Origin of the sequence: Kitasatospora sp. NPDC096140, from assembly GCF_040303045.1 — a bacterium.
Taxonomy (GTDB): domain Bacteria; phylum Actinomycetota; class Actinomycetes; order Streptomycetales; family Streptomycetaceae; genus Kitasatospora.
In genome coordinates this window covers 1-21,263 of record NZ_JBEOUW010000055.1, presented here as the reverse complement: position 1 = coordinate 21,263, position 21,263 = coordinate 1, and the positions used below count along the sequence as shown (strand labels likewise).

The 21,263-nt window shown below is 72.4% G+C and carries 14 protein-coding genes; 12 read left to right on the top strand and 2 right to left on the bottom strand.

Annotation, left to right across the window (positions count from 1 at the left end):
* Positions 1–117: 117 nt before the first annotated feature.
* Entirely contained in the window at positions 118–2,574 is a 2,457-nt protein-coding gene (locus ABT048_RS36550; RefSeq protein ID WP_350525927.1) for a transglycosylase domain-containing protein, read from the bottom strand.
* Positions 2,575–3,091: 517 nt separating this feature from the next.
* On the opposite strand from ABT048_RS36550, the gene ABT048_RS36545 reads away from it, so the two are divergent.
* The 5 genes from ABT048_RS36545 (at position 3,092) to ABT048_RS36525 (ending at position 8,319) form a co-directional block, all read left to right on the top strand.
* On the top strand, positions 3,092–3,793 hold the full coding sequence (locus ABT048_RS36545) for a PadR family transcriptional regulator (protein ID WP_350525926.1): 702 nt from the start codon (positions 3,092–3,094) through the stop codon (positions 3,791–3,793).
* 129 nt (positions 3,794–3,922) lie between these two features.
* Positions 3,923–5,005 (top strand): inositol-3-phosphate synthase, encoded by a 1,083-nt coding sequence (locus tag ABT048_RS36540; RefSeq protein ID WP_350525925.1) that lies wholly within the window; start codon positions 3,923–3,925, stop codon positions 5,003–5,005.
* Between the two features lie 191 nt (positions 5,006–5,196).
* Positions 5,197–6,516 (top strand): MFS transporter, encoded by a 1,320-nt coding sequence (locus tag ABT048_RS36535; RefSeq protein WP_350525924.1) that lies wholly within the window; start codon positions 5,197–5,199, stop codon positions 6,514–6,516.
* 106 nt (positions 6,517–6,622) lie between these two features.
* The gene (locus tag ABT048_RS36530; RefSeq protein ID WP_350525923.1) at positions 6,623–7,261 is read left to right on the top strand and encodes an LppU/SCO3897 family protein; all 639 of its coding nucleotides are present in this window, start codon (positions 6,623–6,625) and stop codon (positions 7,259–7,261) included.
* 56 nt (positions 7,262–7,317) lie between these two features.
* The gene (locus ABT048_RS36525) at positions 7,318–8,319 is read left to right on the top strand and encodes an LppU/SCO3897 family protein (protein ID WP_350525922.1); all 1,002 of its coding nucleotides are present in this window, start codon (positions 7,318–7,320) and stop codon (positions 8,317–8,319) included.
* Positions 8,320–8,433: 114 nt separating this feature from the next.
* On the opposite strand, the gene ABT048_RS36520 is transcribed toward ABT048_RS36525, so the two are convergent.
* Positions 8,434–9,858 carry a CCA tRNA nucleotidyltransferase gene (locus tag ABT048_RS36520; RefSeq protein ID WP_350525953.1) on the bottom strand — a complete coding sequence of 475 codons (1,425 nt, stop codon included), beginning with the start codon at positions 9,856–9,858 and terminating at the stop codon, positions 8,434–8,436.
* 469 nt (positions 9,859–10,327) lie between these two features.
* On the opposite strand from ABT048_RS36520, the gene ABT048_RS36515 reads away from it, so the two are divergent.
* The 7 genes from ABT048_RS36515 to trxA all read left to right on the top strand — a co-directional run bounded on the left by ABT048_RS36515 (position 10,328) and on the right by trxA (position 21,135).
* Positions 10,328–12,817, top strand: coding sequence for a DUF6049 family protein (locus ABT048_RS36515; RefSeq protein ID WP_350525921.1), 2,490 nt, complete (start codon positions 10,328–10,330; stop codon positions 12,815–12,817).
* Between the two features lie 58 nt (positions 12,818–12,875).
* Positions 12,876–15,383 carry a murein biosynthesis integral membrane protein MurJ gene (murJ, locus tag ABT048_RS36510; protein WP_350525920.1) on the top strand — a complete coding sequence of 836 codons (2,508 nt, stop codon included), beginning with the start codon at positions 12,876–12,878 and terminating at the stop codon, positions 15,381–15,383.
* 302 nt (positions 15,384–15,685) lie between these two features.
* Entirely contained in the window at positions 15,686–17,725 is a 2,040-nt protein-coding gene (locus ABT048_RS36505) for a protein kinase family protein (RefSeq protein ID WP_350525919.1), read from the top strand.
* 60 nt (positions 17,726–17,785) lie between these two features.
* On the top strand, positions 17,786–18,520 hold the full coding sequence (gene sigM / locus ABT048_RS36500) for an RNA polymerase sigma factor SigM (protein ID WP_350525918.1): 735 nt from the start codon (positions 17,786–17,788) through the stop codon (positions 18,518–18,520).
* Complete coding sequence (locus tag ABT048_RS36495; RefSeq protein WP_350525917.1) at positions 18,517–19,536, top strand: RsmA family anti-sigma factor; 1,020 nt, start codon at positions 18,517–18,519, stop codon at positions 19,534–19,536. Before sigM ends, ABT048_RS36495 begins: the two co-directional genes overlap by 4 nt.
* A gap of 173 nt (positions 19,537–19,709) precedes the next feature.
* Positions 19,710–20,675 (top strand): thioredoxin-disulfide reductase, encoded by a 966-nt coding sequence (trxB, locus tag ABT048_RS36490; protein WP_350525916.1) that lies wholly within the window; start codon positions 19,710–19,712, stop codon positions 20,673–20,675.
* 133 nt (positions 20,676–20,808) lie between these two features.
* The gene (trxA, locus tag ABT048_RS36485; RefSeq protein ID WP_350525915.1) at positions 20,809–21,135 is read left to right on the top strand and encodes a thioredoxin; all 327 of its coding nucleotides are present in this window, start codon (positions 20,809–20,811) and stop codon (positions 21,133–21,135) included.
* The last annotated feature ends 128 nt before the right edge of the window (positions 21,136–21,263 follow it).

Sequence of the window (21,263 nt, the reverse complement as noted above, 5' to 3'; positions counted from 1 at the left end):
GCGCCCACCGTTTTCTACAGCTTGTTTGGCACCTTGTGACCCGCCCCCCGGCTGTTCCGCTGTGGCGGCCCTCCGAGGAGGACCGCCACCGCCGTTCCGGATGCTCGCCGTGGGCTACTAGCCCCCCACTGCCGGCGGCCCGCCGGTAATGGTCGACGTCGGCTTGCCGCCACCGGTCGGCTTGCCACCGCCGCCCGGCGTCGTGGTGTCCGTGGGCGCCGGCGTCGTCGGGCAACCGATCACCGGGAGACACGTGTTGGTCGGGCGCGGGGGCTTGGTCTTCGTCGGGCTCGGCTGGTCGCCGGGGCAGTCCACGCCGGGCACGCAGGTCTGGGTGGGCTGCGGCGGCTGCGGCTGGGCGGGCTGCGTCGGCTGCTGCGTCTGCGCCGTGGCCGACGGGGTGTCCGCCGTGGTCGGCGTCGGCACGGCCGTGGCCGTGGACGGCGCTCCGGAGGAGTCGACCTCGGAGCCGATCGGCTGCGGGTTCGGGAAGTCCAGCTTCTTCTCGTTGGCCAGCGCGACCTTCATGTACCGGGTGAAGACGTCCGTCGGGATGTCACCACCGTGGATGGACGCCTTGCCGCCGGTGCCGTTGAGCGACTGCCGCTGGTGCTGGGCCGGGTCCTCGCGCCACATCGCGACGCTGGTCACCAGCTGCGGGGTGTAGCCGACCCACCAGGCCGACTTGTTCTCGTCGGTGGTACCGGTCTTGCCCGCCACCGGGCGGCCCAGCGCGAGGGTCTTGGTACCGGTGCCCTTCGCCGCCACGTTCACCAGCACGTCGGTGACGTTGTCGGCGACCGCGGGCTCCAGCGCGACCTTGGCCTCCTTCTTGGCGAAGCCCGTGCGCGCCACCCCGTCCCACTCGACCTTGGTGACCGAGTACGGCTCGGCTTCCTTGCCGCTGGCCGCCAGGGTGCCGTAGGCGGTGGCCATCCGGATCGGGCTGATGGTGGAGGTGCCGAGCGGGAAGGTCGCGGTCTTCGGGTCGGCGAGGCTGTCCTTCCGGATGCCCATCTGCACCGCGATGTCGGCCACGTTCTGGCCGCCGACGTCCTGGTTGAGCTGGACGAAGGGCACGTTGTACGAGTACTGCATGGCCTGCCGCAGCGAGACGTAGCCGTGCTTGCTGGAGTCCTCGTTCTTCTGGTGGTACGTCTTGCCGTCGTCCCCGATCACCAGCGAGCCGTCCGGCTTGCGGATCTCGGACAGGTCGTCGGCCAGGTAGCGGCTGTCGGCGTTTATCCGCTTCGGCTTGCCGTCGTCGCCCTTCGCGGTCTGCACGCCGACCTGCATGGCGGTGGCCAGCACGAACGGCTTGAAGGTCGAACCGACCTGGACGCCGGTGGCGTCGGCGTTGTTGTCGAAGTGCCCGTTCTCCACGCCGTCGCCGCCGTAGAGGGCGACGATCGCACCGTCGCCGGGGCGGATGCTGGCGGAGCCGAACTGGATGTTGGTGTCGTTGTCCGGGCGCTTCTGCGGGTCGAGGTTCTCGGCCTTGACGTCGTCGACGGCCTTCTTCAGGGCGTCGACCTTGTCCTTCTCGAAGGTCGTGTAGATCTTCAGGCCGCCCTTGTCCAGCACCTGCTGCGTGATGTTCTTGTCGGTGTTCATCACGTACTTGTTGGCGGTGTCGACCAGGTAGCTGATCTCACCGTTCAGGTTGGAGCTGGGCTTCAGCGCGATCGGGTCCGGGAACGTGGTGCACTTGGCCCGCTCCTCGGGGGTGAGGGCCTTGGTCTTCACCATGTTGTCGAGGATCCAGGACCACCGCCCCTGGGCCCGTTCCTTGTTGGCCGGGTTGGTGGGGTCGTAGTACGCCGCGCCCTTCAGCAGACCGGCCAGCATGGCGCTCTGGCAGGCGTTGAGGTCCTTGGCGTTCACCCCGTAGTACGCCTGGGCGGCGGCCTGGGCGCCGTTCGCGCCGCGGCCGAACCAGCTGGTGTTCAGGTAGCCGGTGAGGACCTCGTCCTTGCTCTGCTTCTGGTCGACCTTCAGCGTGATGAAGAACTCCTTCACCTTGCGGCTGAGGGTCTGCTCCTGACTCAGGTAGGCGTTCTTGACGTACTGCTGGGTGATGGTCGAGGCGCCCTGGGTCTCACCCCCCTTCGCCATGTTGTAGACGGCGCGGAGCATGCCCTTGGGGTCGATGCCGTGGTCGTTGCGGAAGTCCTGGTTCTCCGCGGCGATGACGGCGTTCTGCAGGTTGGGGCTGATGTCCTGGAGCGGGACGATCTGACGGTTGGTCTGGCCCTTGCGGGCCATCTCCGTGTTGTCCGCCCAGTAGTAGATCGTGTTCTGGCCCTGCACCAGCTTGTTCATGTCGGGGATCTGGGTGGTCTGGTACAGGTAGAACACCACGCCCACGAAGCACGCGAAGACCAGCAGGAAGCCGCTCAGCAGCTGCTTCCACGACGGCAGCCAGCGCCGGACGCCGGTCTTGCCGAACCGCGGGTAGTCGATGAAGCGCTTCTTGCCGGGCCCTGCGGGCGCGCCGGAAGCACCGGCGGCGCCGCGCCGGCCTCCGCCCTTGTCCTTGTTCTGTCCGGCCTTGCGCATCTCCGCACGGGTCATCCGGGGTTGCTGAGCCGTCTCCCGGACGCCCGACGGACGCCGGCGGCCGATCCCGTCCGAGGTCAACTCGTCGGGCGTCGGCCCTCCCCGACGGCCGCCGCCTCCCGGGGGCTGCTGCCCGTCACCGCCCGGGTCGGGCGTCCTTCGCCGTCGTTCGCTCATCTTCCAGCCACTCCTCGCCAGGCGTCTCCAGCCTGAAGGCAGGGTTCACGTCCGATGCCCGCAAAACCGCCCTGACTCCCGGAGGTGGTCCTCGTGCACACGCGACAGCGTACGCAGCACGGAATCACAACTAATCGGGCATCAGTCGCCAATAACCGCAAAACGGCGACAGATCATTACACGCCCGTTGCCAAGCTCACCTGCGCGTCGGCTTGTGATCACATTCACGCGTGCCCCCCTTGCCCGTTCCGGGGGTCGGGTTTACTGTTCTCGATATATCGAGCCGATACATCGAAGCGGAATACCGCCGGATGCAGCGGCCGGACGAGGGCCGAGAGGGAGGAGGACCACGGCAGTGGGCAGGCGCTCAGGAGTGCTGGAGTTCGCCGTTCTCGGCCTGCTCCACGACGCTCCGATGCACGGCTACGAGCTGCGCAAGCGGCTCAACATCCTGCTCGGCACGTTCCGGGCACTCTCCTACGGAACGCTCTACCCCTGTCTGAAGAGCCTGGTCGCCCAGGGTTTCCTGGTCGAGGACAACCCGGACGTCGAGTACGTCCCGGCCACCGCCCTCAACGGCAAGCGGTCCAAGATCGTCTACCGGCTCTCCGCCGAGGGGAAGCAGCGCTTCGAGGAGCTGCTCGCCGACTCCGGCCCGGACGCCTGGGAGGACGAGCACTTCGGCGTCCACTTCGCGTTCTTCGGCCAGACCGACCGGGCCGTCCGGATGCGCGTCCTGGAGGGGCGCCGCAGCCGGCTGGAGGAGCGCCTGGAGCGGATGCGCAACTCGCTCGCCCGTGCCCGCGAGCGGTTCGACGACTACACCGTCGAACTCCAGCGGCACGGACTGGAGTCGGTGGAGCGCGAGGTCCGCTGGCTCAACGAGCTGATCGAGACCGAGCGGTCCAACCGCACCGGCCGGACCGGTCCCGCCACCGGCGGCGACCCCTCCGCCGTACCCCACAAGACTTCGGACGGCCGTGGCCAGGAGACCGGGTCCTCGGACCCGTCCGGGCCACCGTACGACCGCCCGGGGCGCTCCGCCCAGGAGCGCTGACACCGCGCCAGCCCTGTGCCGCGCGGCAGGAGTGGGCGCCTCGCGCGCCCTTACAAGCAGTCATCGAAGAAGCAGGACGAGTTCCGCCGGTCCCGGCGGTCCTCATGAGATCACAGGGAGCAACCGGAAATGGGTTCGGTTCGCGTAGCCATCGTCGGCGTGGGCAACTGCGCCGCCTCGCTGGTGCAGGGTGTCGAGTACTACAAGGACGCCGACCCGGCCGGCAAGGTCCCCGGGCTGATGCACGTCCAGTTCGGTGACTACCACGTCCGTGACGTGGAGTTCGTCGCCGCCTTCGACGTCGACGCCAAGAAGGTCGGCTTCGACCTGGCCGACGCCATCGGCAACAGCGAGAACAACACCATCAAGATCTGCGACGTGCCGCCGACCGGCGTCACCGTCCAGCGCGGCCACACCCTCGACGGCCTGGGCAAGTACTACCTGGAGACCATCGAGGAGTCCGACGAGGCCCCGGTCGACGTCGTCCAGATCCTCAAGGACCAGCAGGTCGACGTCCTGGTCTGCTACCTGCCGGTCGGCTCCGAGAAGGCCGCCAAGTTCTACGCCCAGTGCGCCATCGACGCCAAGGTCGCCTTCGTGAACGCCCTGCCGGTGTTCATCGCGGGCACCAAGGAGTGGGCGGACAAGTTCACCGAGGCCGGCGTGCCGATCGTCGGTGACGACATCAAGTCCCAGGTCGGCGCCACCATCACGCACCGCGTGATGGCCAAGCTGTTCGAGGACCGCGGTGTCATCCTTGAGCGCACCATGCAGCTGAACGTCGGCGGCAACATGGACTTCAAGAACATGCTGGAGCGCGAGCGCCTGGAGTCCAAGAAGATCTCCAAGACCCAGGCCGTCACCTCGCAGATCCGCGACCGCGAGCTGGGCGCCAAGAACGTCCACATCGGTCCCTCGGACTACGTGGCCTGGCTGGACGACCGCAAGTGGGCCTACGTCCGCCTGGAGGGTCGTGCGTTCGGCGACGTCCCGCTGAACCTGGAGTACAAGCTGGAGGTCTGGGACTCCCCGAACTCCGCCGGCGTCATCATCGACGCGGTGCGCGCCGCGAAGATCGCCAAGGACCGCGGCATCGGTGGCCCGATCCTGTCGGCCTCCTCGTACTTCATGAAGTCCCCGCCGGTCCAGTACTTCGACGACGAGGCCAAGGAGAACGTCGAGAAGTTCATCCGCGGCGAGGTCGAGCGCTGAGCGCAGCGAGGTTCGCGACTGTCGAGCGCTGAGCGCAGCGAGGTTCGCGACTGTCGAGCGCTGAGCGCTGAGCAGCTGACCGCTCGATAGCTCCTCGGAAGGGCCCACGATCACCGGATCGTGGGCCCTTCACCTTTTCCCGGCCAATGTTTCACGTGAAACAGCCACCGGTTCCATGGCACCCTGGGCGGGTGGCGATCACCGAGAACGGCAGCACCCACCAGCCCGCGCACCGCGCCACGCTCCTGGACCTGCTCCGGGGCCGCGACTTCCGGCGGCTGCTGACCGCCCGGGTGCTCTCCCAGCTCTCGGACGGCGTCTTCCAGGTCTCGCTCGCCGCCTACGTGGTCTTCTCCCCCGAGAAGCAGTCCTCCCCCGCCGACATCGCCACGGTGCTCGCCGGGATGCTGCTGCCGTTCTCGGTGGTCGGCCCGTTCGCCGGGGTGCTGCTGGACCGCTGGCGCCGCCGCCAGGTGCTGTACTTCGGCAACCTGGCCCGCTTCGGGCTGGGCCTGGCCACCGGCGCGCTGCTCCTGGCCGGGGCGCCGAGGTGGCTGTTCATCGCCTCCGCCCTGCTGGTCACCGCGCTCAACCGGTTCATCCTGGCCGGCCTCTCCGCCGCCCTGCCCCGGGTGGTGGAGCAGGACCACCTGGTCACCGCCAACGCGCTCTCCCCCACCCTGGGGACGGTCGCCGCCGCCTCGGGCGGTGGCATCGGCTTCCTGCTGCACCAGGTGACGGCCCCCGGCCCGAAGGCGGACGCCGCACTGGTCACGGTCGCCTCGGTGCTCTACCTGTCGGCCGCGCTGGCCGCCCGCCGGATGGACCGCGACCTGCTCGGACCGGAGCAGCACGCCGACCGCCCGGCACTCGGCCAGGCGCTGGCCCGGGCCGCCGTCGAACTCGGCGCCGCGGTGCGCCACCTGGTGCGGGACTGCCGGCCCGCCGTGCACGCGCTGGCCGCCGTCACCGCGGCCCGGTTCTGCTACGGCGTGCTGATCGTGGTCGTGGTGATACTCGCCCGGTACACCTTCAACGACCCGGCCGACCCCGCGGCCGGCCTGGTCACCCTCGGCCAGGCGGTCGCCCTCTCCGCCGCAGGCTTCTTCGTCGCCGCCGTGATCAGCCCCTGGTGCACCCGGAAGCTCGGCCTGACCGGCTGGATGACGGCCTGCCTGGTCGCCCCGGTGGTCTTCGTCCCCGCGCTCGGCCTGAGCTTCACGCTGGTGCCGTGCCTGATCGCCGCCCTGCTGCTCGGGGTGGTCACCCAGGGCACCAAGATCTGCGCCGACACCGTGGTGCAGGAGACGGTCGAGGACGAGTACCGCGGCCGGGTCTTCGCCATCTACGACGTGCTGTTCAACGTCGCCTTCGTGGCCGCCGCCGTGGTCACCGCGCTGGTGCTGCCGATGTCCGGCCGCTCCGTCGCGGTGGTCGTCGGGGTCGCCGCGGTGTACGCCGTCACGGCGGTCGTCTACCTGCGCGCCGCCCGCCGCCGGCCGCTCGCCTGACCTGCTCCCACCGGATCCCCGGGGCTCGGGACGGATGGCGTCCGACCGAGTCGCTAAGGTGTCAGACCTGTCGGAGCGACAGCACTCTGTCTCGGGGGACGAACTGATGAGCACACCGCCCAACCCGTACGGGCCGCCGCAACCGGCCCCGCCGGGGCCGCCCGGCGCGCCGCCGTACGGTGCGCCCGTCCCCCCGCCCGCAGCTCCGTACGGTCCGCCGCCCGGCTACGGGCAGCCCGCCCCGGGCGGCTACGGAGCGCCGCCTCCGTACGGGCAGCAGCCGTACGGCCAGCAGCCTCCGGGGCAGAACCCGTACGGGCAGCAGCCGCCCGCCGGGGCGTACGGCTACCCGCAGCCCGCGCCCGCAGCGCCGAACGCCCCCGCGAAGAAGCTCGGCACCAAGTCCAAGCTGAAGGCCGTGGGCCTGGTCGGCGGCTGCATAGCCCTGGCGGTCGGGTACTTCGTCGCCGGGCCGAGCGTCAGCAGCGCCAAGCCCGGCGACTGTGTGCGGGTGAGCGGCTCCCGTGATGTCGACATCATCAAGTGCACTGATTCCAAAGCGAATTACCGCGTACTGTCGAAGTTCGAAGGCACCACCGACGTGAACCGGTGCAAGCAGACGCCGCAGACCACGAGTGCCGTCTCGGGCAAGAGCGGCCGCCGCTGGAACAAGAAGCGGTACGTGCTCTGCCTCGGCCCGATGACACCCGCCTCCACCGGCGTCCCGCCGGTGAAGAAGTCCTGAACCCTTCCGCCACTCCGTCCCCGGGGGACCACTTGTCCGTTCCGCCTCCGCCCCAGATGCCGTACGGTCCGCCGCCGGGCGACGGCAACCCCTACTCCTCCGGCGGTGGCTACGGTGCGCCGCCGCCCGGCCAGCCCGGGTACGGCTACCCGAGCGCCCCGCCGCCGGAGCAGCCGTACGGCTACCAGCAGCCCCCGGCCGGCTACGGCTACGGGTACCCGCCCCAGGGCCCGGTGGACGGCCTGACCTGCCGGTTCTGCGGCGGCTACCCGGCGGTGAACGCCACCGTCCGCGGCCACCAGGGCCTGCTCGTGGCCTACCGCATGCTGCGGATGTCCGGCCCGTTCTGCCGCACCTGCGGCACGGCCACCGTGCGCGACATGTCCGCCCGGACGCTGGTCCAGGGCTGGTGGAGCCTGGTGTCGTGGCTGCTGACCCCGATCACGCTGCTGATGAACCTCGGCCCGCACAACCGGTTCAAGCAGTTGCAGCCGCCCGTCCCGGGCAGCCACGGCCCGCAACTCGACCCGGGCGTCCCGCTGACCCGCCGCCCGCACATCGCGATGCTGGTGGTGCCGGTCTCGCTGGCGGTCACCGTCGCCCTGGCCGCCACCGGCGTGCTCGGCCCGGCGAAGCACGACGACCCGTCCGACCCGATCATCGCGGCTCCCTCGCCGTCGGCCTCGTCCTTCACCTTCACGCCCTCGCCGCCGCCGGCCTTCCCGTCGCCGACCTTCACGATGCCGGCGGTGCCGAGCATCACGCTGCCGCCGGTCACCACCCCGACCCCCGACACGGACAGCGTCGACCAGGCCAAGGCGGGCGACTGCCTGCACAACGAGAACGGCCCGGCCGGCGAGACCACCGACACCCACCCGAAGGTCTCGGTCCTGCCCTGCACCGACGCCAAGGCGCAGTACAAGGTGATCTACAAGTACCTCGCCACGTCCGACGAGAAGGTCTGCGAGAAGCAGTCGAAGTCGGACAGCTGGTACACCCGCACCTACACCAACTTCCCGTCCCTGAACTACGTGCTCTGCCTCAAGAAGCTCTCGTAGCTCTCGTGGCCCGGGCTGCCCCGGCAGCTCGGACAGCCCGCCGCACGACGCGAGGGGTGGCCCCGGCCGGTGCCGGGACCACCCCTCGCGTCGTGCCGGAAGCCCCGGCCGGCGTCAGCCCTGCTGCTCCGCCCACCAGGCGCGCAGCGCCGCGACCGCCTCGTCGTGCTCCATCGGACCGTGCTCCAGCCGGAGTTCGAGCATGTGCTTGTACGCCTTGCCGACCTGCGGGCCGGGCTTGATGGCGAGCAGCTCCATGATCTGGTTGCCGTCCAGGGCCGGGCGGACGGCGTCCAGCTCCTCCTGCGCCTTCAGCTCGGAGATCCGCGTCTCCAGACCGTCGTAGGTGCGGGCGAGGGTGGCCGCCTTCTTCTTGTTGCGGGTGGTGCAGTCGGAGCGGGTCAGCTTGTGCAGGCGCTCCAGCAGCGGCCCGGCGTCGGTGACGTAGCGGCGCACCGCGGAGTCGGTCCACTCGCCGCCGCCGTAGCCGTGGAAGCGCAGGTGCAGCTCGACCAGGCGCGACACGTCCTCGGTGAGCTCCTTGGAGTACTTCAGCTCGCGCATCCGCTTGCGGGTCATCTTGGCGCCGACCACCTCGTGGTGGTGGAAGGAGACCCGGCCGTCCGACTCGAAGCGGCGGGTGCGCGGCTTGCCGATGTCGTGCAGCAGCGCGGCCAGCCGCAGGGTGAGGTCCGGGCCGTCCTGCTCCAGGCCGATGGCCTGCTCCAGGACGGTCAGCGAGTGCTCGTAGACGTCCTTGTGCCGGTGGTGCTCGTCGCGCTCCAGCCGCAGGGCGGGCAGCTCGGGCAGCACGTGCCCGGCCAGGCCGGTGTCGACCAGCAGCCGCAGGCCCTTCACCGGGTGCTTGGCCAGCAGCAGCTTGTTCAGCTCGGCCTGGACCCGCTCGGCCGAGACGATGGTGATCCGCTCGGCCATCTCGGTCATCGCGGCGACCACCTCGGGCGCCGGGTCGAAGTCGAGCTGGGCGGCGAAGCGGGCGGCCCGCATCATCCGCAGCGGGTCGTCGGAGAAGGACTCCTCGGGGGTGGCGGGGGTGCGCAGCACCCGGGCCTCCAGGTCCTCCAGGCCGTGGTGCGGGTCGACGAAGCCGCGACCGGGCAGGTCGACGGCCATCGCGTTGACCGTGAAGTCCCGGCGGACCAGGTCCTCCTCGATGCTCTCGCCGTACGTCACCTCGGGCTTGCGGGAGGTACGGTCGTACGCCTCGGAGCGGTAGGTGGTGATCTCGATCAGGAACGAGCCCTCGGCGGTGTCCTTGCGGGCGCCGACCGTGCCGAAGGCGATGCCGACGTCCCAGACCGCGTCCGCCCAGCCCTTCACCAGCTTGAGCACCTGCTGCGGGCGGGCGTCGGTGGTGAAGTCCAGGTCGTTGCCGAGCCGGCCGAGCAGCGCGTCCCGGACGGAGCCGCCGACCAGCGCCAGCCGGTGACCGGCCGCCTGGAAGCGGCGGGCGATCTCGTCGGCGACCGGCGACACCCGCAGCAGCTCTTGCAGACCCAGGGTCTGGGCCTCGCTCAGGCCTGGTACGGCCCGGACGGCGGTGCTGGGACGGTCGGTGCGCGTGGTGGGCTCATTGGCAGTGGACACGGCTCACAAGGGTACGTGCCCCGGAAGGTCAACCGCCCGCGCGTTTTGGGCGTCTCACCCCACAGCCCGCAACACTGCACCGCAGGCTGCATCGTTACCATGCCGGTGGACGAGTCTCGGGCACCGGACAGGGGATGCGGTGTCGCGTGCCGCCACGGCCTGCGGAACTCCCGCGGAAGCGGTGCGGCGACGGCGTCGGGCGAACAGTTCAAGCGTTTCAAGAATTTCAAGAGTTCCAAGCGAACACCGTCGGGCGGACCGCGCCGGACGGGACGGACAGCATCAGCAGCGATCGAGAACGGCGAGGGCGAAGCGAGTGAGTGAGCCGGCACGGCACTCGGGCCTGGGGGCGCACCGACAGCCTGGAGGGGCCGAACGCCCCGCCGGGGGACGTCATCCGGTGCGCCGGGCGGGCCTGCGCCTCGCCGCCGCCTGCGCGGCCGCCCTGACCCTCTTCACGGCCGCCCCGGCCGGTGCGCTGACGGCCGGCGGAGGCACCCACCCGGCGGGCGGAGACACCCACCCGACCGCCGGCTCCACCGCCTCGGCCGAGTACCCGGTGGTCCTGAGCATCGAGTCGCTGGCCCCGCAGGTGGCCGTGCCCAACGGCACCGTGACGATCACCGGGCACGTGACCAACGCCGGCAAGTCCGCGCTCAAGAACGCCCACGCGGCCGTCCGCAAGCCGTACTCCGGCAGGCCGCTGGACCGGCGCAGCGACCTGGCCAACGTGGCCGGCCGCACCACGCCGATCGAGCGGGACGGCGTCGAGCTGGACAGCCCGCAGTACGCCCTGCCGGAGCTCAACCCGGGCCAGACGCTGCCGTACACCCTGAGCGTCGCGGTGAACGACCTCGGGCTGTCGTCGAGCGGGGTGTACGAGCTCGCGGTGGACGCCTGGGGCTCGACCGCCGACAACGGGCACGACCGGGCCCTGGGCATCGCCCGGAGCTTCCTGCCGTACAACCCGGGCGGCGCCGAGGCGCAGCCGACGAAGGTCGCCACGCTGTGGCCGCTGGTGCACGCGCCGGTGCTGGCCGCACAGACCGTCGCCGACAACGAGCAGTCCGTCCCGGTGCTGCGCGACGACAGCCTGGCCGCCGAGTTCGCCCCGGGCGGCCGGCTGTACGAGCTGGTCGACACCGGCGCCAAGCTGCCCGGGCTGACCTGGGTGGTCGACCCGGACCTGCTGGACGCCGCGCTCGCGATGACCAAGCCGTACCGGGTGCAGAACCCGGGCACCGAGTCCGCGGGCAAGCCGGCCAGGGACGACAACACCGTCGCGCGCAACGGCTCGGCGGCGGCCGCCGCCTGGCTGGACAAGCTGCGGGCCGCCGTCGCCAAGCCGGACAGCCAGGTGGTGGCGCTGCCGTACGCCGACCCGGACATCGCCTCGATCGCGCACAACGGCGCCGACCTGCCCGGGATGCCCACGGCGCTGAACAAGGCGGCCACGGCCGGTCGGCTGACCGTCGAGGGCCGGCTCTCCGTGGACACCCGCTCCGACATCGCCTGGCCCTACCAGGGCTACGTCGACCAGCAGATCGCCTCGCTCGCCCAGCAGGCGGGCAGCGGCCTGCTGCTGGCGAACGGGGCGAGCATGCCGGAGCCGGACGCGCTGAACTACACCCCGAGCGCGGCGCGTCCGGTCGGCAACGGGCAGAGCGCCGTGGTCGCCGACGAGACGGTCTCCGGGCTCTTCCAGAAGGACCTGGGCGCCGGCACGGACCAGACCGAGTCGACCCAGCGCTTCCTCGCCGAGACCTTCGCGATCACCCACGAGCAGCCGCAGAACCAGCGCGGTCTGCTGATCATGCCGCCGCGCGAGCTGAGCGTCGCCACCGCCAAGGTGCTGGCGAACGCCCTGCAGCAGGCGAGCGGCAAGTGGATCGCCCCGGTCAAGCTGGACGCGGTGGCCCAGTCCTCGCCCGACGAGAAGGCCAACACCGGCGTCCCGGCGGCCACCGACTACCCGACCCAGGCCCGCGCCTCGGAGCTGACGGCGACCGACCTGGACAGCACCAACCGGATCCAGTACGACCTGGACACGCTGATGCGGGTGCTCACCCTGCCGCAGCGGGTCCGCGGCCCGTTCAACGCCGCCATGGTCCGCTCGCTGTCCACCGAGTGGCGCTCCCAGGCCCCGGCCGGCGGCGCCTACCGCACGGGCGTCACGCAGTACCTGAAGGAGCTGACCAAGGCCGTCCAGGTGCCGGAGAAGACCTCGGTCACCCTGGCCGGCGACACCGGCCTGCTGCAGGTCAGCGTCCGCAACGACCTGACCCAGACGGTCACCAACCTGAAGCTGGTCCTCACCTCGCTCCAGCCGAACAGGCTGCAGGTGAGCAAGGCGGAGGACCTGGTCCTCCCGGCCTCGCAGAGCGCCACCCTCCGTTACCAGGCCGAGGCCCACAACAACGGGCCGGTCCAGATGACCGCCCAGCTGTGGACCACCGGCCCGAACCCGCGACCGTACGGCGAGGCCCGGACGTTCACGGTCGAGGTGACCTCGGTGACCAACGGGGTGCTGTACGTCTTCGCGGGCGCCGGCCTCCTGCTGCTGCTGGCCGCGGTGCGCTTCGTGCGCCAGCGCAAGCGGCGGGGCGGTCAGCCCCACCAGGACGGCGACCAACCGGTCGGGGACGGCCCGGCCGCGGACGGCGCCGAGGCCGGGGAGCCCACGGCGGACGGGGCCAGCGGGAACGCCGGGTCCGACGGGAACACCGGGGCCACCGGGGACACCGGCTCCGACGGGTCCGACGGGTCCGACGGGTCCGACGGGGACGGACCGGCGGACGATGCCGCTGGTGAGGGTCCCGCGCAGACACTGCGCGCCAGCAGCCCGGATGGCCGGGATCGGGCCGCCAGTGATGAGAAGGTTGGTCCTTGATACCGCCGACCCCCCGTGACGCCGGGCCGGCCTCCCCCCACGACATCGAAGAGGTGACATGACCGGGCGCAGCGAGGAGCGGCCGCCGGGCCGCGGTGAGAGCCGGCCGGGTGCCGAGTCGCCGTCCGGCGACTGGTACGTGGCCGACACCTACGCCCAGGACCCGTACGCGGCCGACGCCTACGGGACCGCGCAGGACGGCCAGGACCCGTACGGTCTGCGGGCCGGCCGGCCGGCCGAGCCGCAGCAGCAGGCCGCCGCGTACGACGTGCCGCCGCAGCTGCCGCCGCAGGGCGGCGGCTACCCCACGCCGGTGCCGCCGACGCCGTACCAGGCGGCGGACCAGTTCTCGCCGCCGGTGCCGCCGGTGCAGCCCGGCTGGGACACCCCGCCGCAGGCCGGCTGGCAGCCGGAGGCGACTCCGGCCCCGGCCCCCGCGGCCGTCCCCCACTGGGGCGGCGCCGAGCAGCCGCAGCAGCAGTGGGAGCCCGGCCCGGCGCACTCCGCCTGGGACACCGAGACCACCGAGTACGTCGGGGTGGACGCGCTCTTCGGCGGCCGCCAGGCGGAGGCCGCGGCCCCGCCGGTGCCGCAGGCCCCGCACGCCCCGCAGCCCCCGCAGGCCGCCCACCCGGGCATGCCCGGAGCCGTGCCGCCCGGCGGCACGGGCGCGCCGGGCGGCCCCGCGCCGTACCCGCCGGCGGGCGGCCACCCGGGCCGTCGGCAGCAGCACGGCGGTCCGGACGGGCAGCGCCCCTTCGTGCCGCCGATCGAGTTCGACCCGCCGCTCTCCGAGGAGGAGGCCACCATGCAGGTGGCCGCCGTCGCGGTGCCCCCGGCGGTCGAGCCGCTGGCGGACCTCGCCGCCGAGGAACACGTCGCACAGCCGGAGCCCGCGGCCGCCCCGGCGGCCGGCGGGGGCGGCAAGGTCGCGAGCCTGCTGAACTCCAGCGCGATCATGGCGGCCGGCACGCTGGTCTCCCGCGGCACCGGCTTCGTCCGGACCATGGTGATCACCCTGGCCATCGGCGTCAGCGTGATGGGTGACTCGTACAACGCGGCGAACACCCTGCCGACCCTGCTGTACATCCTGATCGGCGGCGGCGCGCTGAACGCGGTCTTCGTGCCGCAGCTGGTGCGCAGCATGAAGAACGACGAGGACGGCGGCACCGCGTACGCCAGCCGGCTGCTCACCCTGGTGATGGTCGGGCTCGGCGGCGTGGTGTTCCTGGCGGTCCTCGGGGCGCCCGTCCTGGTCCAGATGATCGCCCACCCGATGATGTCCAACCCGGAGCGGGCCGACACCACGGTGGCGCTGGCCCGCTACTGCCTGCCCACGATCTTCTTCATGGGCATCCACGTGGTGATGGGCCAGATCCTCAACGCCCGCGGCCGGTTCGGCGCGATGATGTGGACCCCGGTCCTGAACAACATCGTGGTGATCTTCACCTTCGCCGCCTACATCTGGGTCTACGGCGGGTTCGGCACCACCCACGTCACCCCGGAGGCCATCTCGCCCGAGGGCGTGCGGCTGCTCGGCCTCGGCACCCTGATCGGCCTGGTCGTCCAGTCGCTGGCGATGATCCCGTACCTGCGGGCGGCCGAGTTCCGCTTCCGGCCCCGCTTCGACTGGCGCGGCCACGGCCTGGGCAAGGCCGCCCGGCTGGCCAAGTGGACGTTCTTCTTCGTGCTCGCCAACCAGGCCGGCTACCTGGTGATCACCCAGCTGTCCACCAACGCCGGCGACGCCGCCGCAGCGGCCGGCCACTCCGGCGTCGGCCTGGCCGCGTTCTCCAACGCCCTGCTGATCTGGCAGCTGCCGCAGGCCGTGATCACCGTCTCGATCATGAGCGCGGTGCTCCCCCGGCTGTCCCGGGCGGCCGCCGACGAGGACGCCGGAGCCGTCCGCGACGACATCTCCTACGGTCTGCGCACCACCGCGGTGGCGGTCGTCCCGGCCGCGTTCCTGTTCCTGTCGCTCGGCCCGGTGATCGGCCGTTCGATCTACGCGGTAGGCGGCAACGAGTCCGTCCTGAACGACGCCACCAACGTCGGTCTGATGCTCTCCGCCTTCGCCCTGGGCCTGATCCCGTACTCGGCCCAGTACGTGATGCTGCGCGGCTTCTACGCCTACGAGGACACCCGGACCCCGTTCTCCAACACCGTCTGGGTCGCCGTCTGCCAGGCGACCTTCTCGGTGCTGTGCTGGCTGCTGCTCCCGCCGCAGTGGACGGTGATCGGCATGGCCTTCGGTTACGGCTTCGCCTACGCCATCGGGGTGATGGTGGCCGTGCCGAAGCTGAAGAAGAAGATCGGCGGGCTGGACACCAAGCGGATCGGCAAGACGTACAGCCGGCTGGCCGCCGCCTGCGTCCCGGCCGCCCTGGTCGGCCTCGGCGCCAGCCTGGCGGTCCAGCAGGTGCTCGGCGGCTGGCCGGGCAGCGTGGCCTCGCTCGTCGTGGCCGGCGGCCTGCAGCTGGCGGTCTTCGTGCTGATCGCCAAGCGCCTGCGGATCGAGGAACTGAACGCCATGCTGGGCATGGTCCGCGGCCGACTGGGCCGCTGACCGACTCTTCGACGGCCGGACGAGCGGGCGCCCTGAGCGGGCGTCAACCGGAGCGGACAGCTCCGCCGCTCGTCCGGCCGACTGCTGGGCCGCCAGTCGCCCCGGGTCCGCCCGGCGGCCTGATGGTGACCCGGTGTCCTATCTGCACCACATCTCTCCACCGGTGGGCAACCGAGACGCCCCCTCAGCGGTCGTACCCGGTGGAGAAGAGTGGGCACAATTGTCCTGGAGCACAGGGCCGCCAACCCGCGGGCTCCAGCGACTCTCTCAGCCGGGGCGACACAAGGGGAGGCAGGACCACGGTGGCTGATGGCACCAAGGCGGTCGTCGACACGTCAACAGCTGACGCGGCGGCGGACGAAGCCGCGCTGGCCGCGGCGATCGACGAGCTCGCCGTCGCGAAGGACACCGCCGGGCGCGCCTCCGCCGTCGACGGCGAGGTCGCCCCCACCGCTGCCGCCGCTCCCGGGAAGAACCGCGCGGACGTCGACGGGAAGAACACCGACGGGAGCACCGACGGGAGCACCGACGGGAGCACCGACGGGGACGCTCCCGGGGGCGCCGCCGTGCGAGGACCGGAGGCCTCCGTGAGCGAGGAGACCTCGGAGATCACCGCCCCGCTCTCGGTCCAGGAGATCGCCGCCGAACTCGCCGCGGGCGCCGCCCGGAAGAAGCCGGCCCCCGCCGCCGCGCCGGCACCCGCCAAACGCCGCCCCACCGACCCGCAGCCCACGGTCGACCCGCGCGACACCGCCACCCTCCCGCGCACCCTCCCCGCCCCCCAGCACCGCAGCGGCGACATGATCGGCCACCGCTACCTGCTGGAGGAGTGCATCTCCGAGACCGACACCTTCAGCAGCTGGCGCGCCGTCGACGAGAAGCTGCGCCGGGCCGTCGGCATCCACCTGATGGCCTCCGGCCACCAGCGGGCCCGCAAGGTGCTGGCCGCGGCCAAGTCCGCCGCCCTGCTCGGCGACCCGCGCTTCGTCCAGGTCCTGGACGCCGTCCAGGAGGGCGAGCTGGTCGTCGTCGTGCGGGAGTGGCTGCCGCACTCCTCCGACCTGGCCCGGCTGCTCGCCAACGGGCCGATGGAGCCGCACGAGGCGTACCAGATGGTCCGCCAGGTCGCCGACGCGGTCGCGGCCGCCCACCGGCGCGGCCAGGCCCACCTGCGGCTCACCCCGCGCTGCGTGCTGCGCACCGACAGCGGCCAGTACCGGATCAACGGCATCGCGGTGGACGCCGCCCTGCGCGGGCTGCCCCCGGAGGACTCCACCGAGGACGCCCAGCGCACCGACACCCGCGCGATCGGCGCGCTGCTGTTCGCCGCGCTCACCCACCGCTGGCCGTACCCGGAGGACCGCTACGACCTCCGGGGCCTGCCCAAGGGCCTCCAGAACGTCGCGCCCGACCAGGTCCGCGCCGGGGTCCACAAGGGCCTGTCCGAGCTGGCCGCACGGGCCCTGTTCGACCACCCGCCGCACCACGCCGAGCCGATCACCACCCCGGAGGAGCTGGTCCGGGCGATCGCGCAGATGCCCCGGATCCGCCAGCCCGAGCCGGAGCTGCCCGCCTACCCCGTGCCGCCCCGGCACAACACCCACTCCCTGCCGACGGCGCCCAACCCGACCCGGGTCGCCGACCCGGCGGTCGCCCCGCTGCCCGCCTCCTCCCGGCCGACCGCCTCCCGCCGGATGAAGCGGCGGCTGCGCCGGGTGGCCAAGGCCACCGCCTGGACGGTCGCCCTCGGCGCGATCGGCGTCGCCTCGTGGCAGTTCGTCGACCACCTGCGCCACACCAACAACGGCGGCGGCACCGCCGCGACCTCGTCCCCGCTGCCCTCGGTCAGCAGCACCGCGCCCAGTCCGCAGGCCAGCAACCACAACCCGGCGCCGATCGCCATCAAGGACGCGCAGTCGTACAACCCGCTGGGCGACGGGGCGGAGGGCAAGGACACCCTGGCCAACGCGATCGACGGCAAGCCCGAGACGCAGTGGATCACCCAGTGGTACGAGGACCAGTTCGCCCCGAACCTCTACAAGGCCGGCACCGGACTGCTGATCGACCTCGGCTCGCCGCAGCCGGTCAACTCCGTGAACGTCCAGTTCGTCGGGAACCACACGGCGGAGCTCCGGGTGCCCAACGCCGCGGCCACGGCGAACCCGAAGGGCGCCCCGCTCAGCGACTACTCGGTGGTGGGCAAGAAGAGCGGCCCCGCGGCCGACTTCTCCCTGGACAACCCGGTCACCACCCGCTACCTCTTGATCTGGCTGACCGGCCTGCCGAAGAATTCCGAGGGCAAGTTCCAGGGCCGCGTCGCCGAGGTCAAGGTCACCGGCTGACCCGACGGTCCCGCGGCGGGCCGTGGGGCGACACCCGCACGGCGAGACGAAGAGGTGGCGGTGACGGACAGCGTGGACCGGACGGACGACGACGCGGCGTTGCTCGCCCGGCACGTCGCCGGCGACCGGGAGGCCTTCGGTCTGCTGGTGAACCGCCACCGCGACCGGCTCTGGGCGGTCGCCCTGCGCACCCTGGGCGACCGCGAGGAGGCCGCCGACGCGCTCCAGGACGCCCTGGTCTCCGCCTTCCGCGCCGCCGCCGGGTTCCAGGGCCGCTCGGCCGTCACCACCTGGCTGCACCGGATCGTGGTCAACGCCTGCCTGGACCGCGCCCGGCGCAGCGCCACCCGCCGCACCACCCCGCTCGACGAGGACCCGCAGCGGCTCGACACCCTGGTCGGCACCGCCGAGCCGGCCGACTCCCCGGTGGTCCGGGCCGAGCTGCACCGCGAGGTGACCGCGGCGCTCGACGAACTGCCCCCCGAACAGCGGGCCGCGCTGGTGCTGGTCGACATGCAGGGCTACCCGGTCGCCGAGGCCGCCGAGCTGCTGGGCGTCCCGGTGGGCACCGTGAAGAGCCGCTGCGCGCGCGGCCGGGCCCGGTTGCTCCCGCTGGTGCGGCACCTGCGCGAGGGCGGCGGCGGGCCGGATGTTTCACGTGAAACACCGGGCGCCCCGGGCTCGGCCCCACCGGGGCGGGGCACCCCGGGGAACCCGACGGGCCCCCGCACCGTCAGAGGGACAGGCCCGAGCACCGGTCGGACGATGCTGGAAGGAGACGCGAGCACACGATGACCGCCACCCCCTCCTCCCCCGACCACGCCGGGGGGCACCCCCCGGTCGACGAACTCGCCGACCTCGCCGAAGGGCTGATCGACTCCCCCGCGGCCGTCGAGGCACTGCACCGGCACCTCGCCGACTGCGCCGAGTGCCGGGAGACCGTCGACGCCCTCGCCGAGGTCCAGGAACTGCTCGGCACCGTCGAGACCCCGCCGATGCCCGCCGACGTCGCCGCCCGACTGGACGCCGCGCTGGCGCGCGCCGCCGCCGAGGCCGCCGACGAAGCCACCGACGTGCCCGGGGCGGCCGACGCCCCGGACGCCGCGCCCGGCGCCCGCCACGCGGCCGTGGCGGGCCCGCAGGAGCCCTTCCCCGGCCGCCGTCCCGGCACCCCGGCTCCGCCCGCCCGCGCCGCCTCGGGACGCTCCGCGCCGTCGTCCCGGCCCGCGGCCTCCGCCGGGCCCGGCCGCCCGCGCCCCCGCCGACGGTTCGCGCTGCTGCTCGGTGCCGCCGCCGCCCTGGCCGCCGTCGGCATCGGCGGGGCGGTGCTGCTCCACCCCGACGACCGGGCCGGCGGCACCGCGGTCAGTGCGGGGGCCCCGGCGGACACCACCGCCGCCGCGGCGCAGAACGGGCGCACCCCGCACGCGGCGAGCGCCGGCACCGTCTACCGGGCCGACGTGCTCGCCACCCAGATCCAGCAGCTGCTGGCCCGCTCGGGGAACGCCGCCACCGCACCGGGACTGCAGTCGACCGGGCAGGCCGAGCCCCAGAGCGTCCTGCCCGCCGAGGGCGCCCGGCCGGAGCTCTCCTCCCCGGCTCCGTCCTCCTCCGCCTCCCCCGCCCCGTCGCCGGGCTGCCCGGCCCCCGCCCCCGGAGCCCCGGTGGCCACCGACCGGGGCAGCTTCGACGGCGCCCCGGTGGACGTCCTGGTCTACCCCGTGCCCGGCCGGCCCGACCTCGTGGACGTCTACCTGCGCGCCCCCGACTGCGGCCGGATCGTCCTGCACCAGAGCGTTCCCAGTCGCTGACCAGCGGTTCCCATGCGATCCACGCCCAGTGCGGCACGCCGCTTCCGGAGTTCGGGCGCCTGGTACTGATCCGCCTGGGAATGCGAGACACTGGTCAGTCGTTGTCCCGGGCGGCGGAGCAGGACCGCCCTCCCCGCAGCAAACGCGGGTCGCGATGCGAACCAGGAGAAGCAGTGAGCGACGTCCGTAACGTGATCATCATCGGTTCCGGCCCGGCCGGGTACACGGCTGCGCTCTACACGGCCCGTGCCTCCCTCAAGCCGCTGGTCTTCGAGGGGGCCGTCACCGCCGGTGGCGCGCTGATGAACACCACCGAGGTCGAGAACTTCCCGGGCTTCCGGGACGGCATCATGGGCCCCGAACTGATGGACAACATGCGGGCTCAGGCCGAGCGCTTCGGCGCCGAGCTGATCCCCGACGACATCGTCGCGGTCGACCTCACCGGTGACGTCAAGACCGTCACCGACTCCGAGGGCAACGTGCACAAGGCCCGTGCCGTGATCGTCACCACCGGCTCCCAGCACCGCAAGCTCGGTCTGCCGAACGAGGACAAGCTCTCCGGGCGCGGCGTCTCCTGGTGCGCGACCTGCGACGGCTTCTTCTTCCGCGACCAGGACATCGCGGTGGTCGGCGGCGGTGACACCGCCCTGGAGGAGGCGACCTTCCTCTCCCGCTTCGCCAAGAGCGTCACGATCATCCACCGCCGGGACACCCTGCGCGCCTCCAAGGCGATGCAGGAGCGCGCCTTCGCCGACCCGAAGATCCGCTTCGAGTGGGACAGCGCGGTCGAGGCCATCCACGGCGACCCGAAGCTGACCGGCGTCACCCTGCGCGACACCACCACCGGCGAGACCCGCGAGCTGGCCGTCACCGGCCTGTTCATCGCGATCGGCCACGACCCGCGCACCGAGCTGTTCAAGGGCCAGCTGGACCTCGACGCCGAGGGCTACCTCAAGGTCGAGGCCCCCTCGACCCGGACCAACATCCCGGGCGTGTTCGGCGCCGGCGACGTCGTGGACCACACCTACCGCCAGGCCATCACCGCCGCCGGCACCGGCTGCTCCTCGGCCCTCGACGCCGAGCGCTACCTCGCCGCGCTGGACGACCTGGAGGCCCAGGCCGCCACCGTGGCGGTCTGACCCCGGGCCACCGACCCACCCCCCGCGGGGGTGTCCCCCGTAACACCCCCGCACCCCGCCGGGCAGAAACAGAACGGGCCCGCCCGTTGTTCACCTGGCAGCAGCCCCCTCCGTCCGAACCCGAGGAGTCCCCGTGGCCGGCGCCACCACCACCGTCACCGACGCGACCTTCCAGTCCGACGTCCTGGACAGCGACAAGCCCGTGCTGGTCGACTTCTGGGCCACCTGGTGCGGCCCGTGCCGCCAGGTCGCCCCGATCCTGGACGAGATCGCGGCCGAGCACGCCGACAAGCTGACCATCGCCAAGCTCGACGTGGACGCCAACCAGGCGACCGCCGCCCAGTACGGCGTCATCTCGATCCCGACCCTGATCCTCTACAAGGGCGGCGAGCCGGTGAAGTCCATCACCGGTGCCCGTCCGAAGGCCGCGCTGCTGCGCGAGCTGGACGGCTTCATCTAGGTCGTCGGATCGTCGACCGCGCGGCGGCGGGGGGGGCGGGGGGGGCGGGGGGGCCCCGCCCCCCCCCCGCCCGCCTGAGACCACACGCCAACGCCCATACAAACCCGGATATAAACGAATACAACACG

Bases quoted from the DNA above. Each gene is read 5' to 3' on its own strand.
- ABT048_RS36550 (WP_350525927.1), bottom strand. From the start codon at position 2,574: ATGACCCGTGCGGAGATGCGCAAGGCCGGACAGAACAAGGACAAGGGC.
- ABT048_RS36540 (WP_350525925.1), top strand. From the start codon at position 3,923: ATGGGTTCGGTTCGCGTAGCCATCGTCGGCGTGGGCAACTGCGCCGCC.
- ABT048_RS36530 (WP_350525923.1), top strand. From the start codon at position 6,623: ATGAGCACACCGCCCAACCCGTACGGGCCGCCGCAACCGGCCCCGCCG.
- ABT048_RS36525 (WP_350525922.1), top strand. From the start codon at position 7,318: ATGCCGTACGGTCCGCCGCCGGGCGACGGCAACCCCTACTCCTCCGGC.
- murJ (WP_350525920.1), top strand. From the start codon at position 12,876: ATGACCGGGCGCAGCGAGGAGCGGCCGCCGGGCCGCGGTGAGAGCCGG.
- ABT048_RS36495 (WP_350525917.1), top strand. From the start codon at position 18,517: ATGACCGCCACCCCCTCCTCCCCCGACCACGCCGGGGGGCACCCCCCG.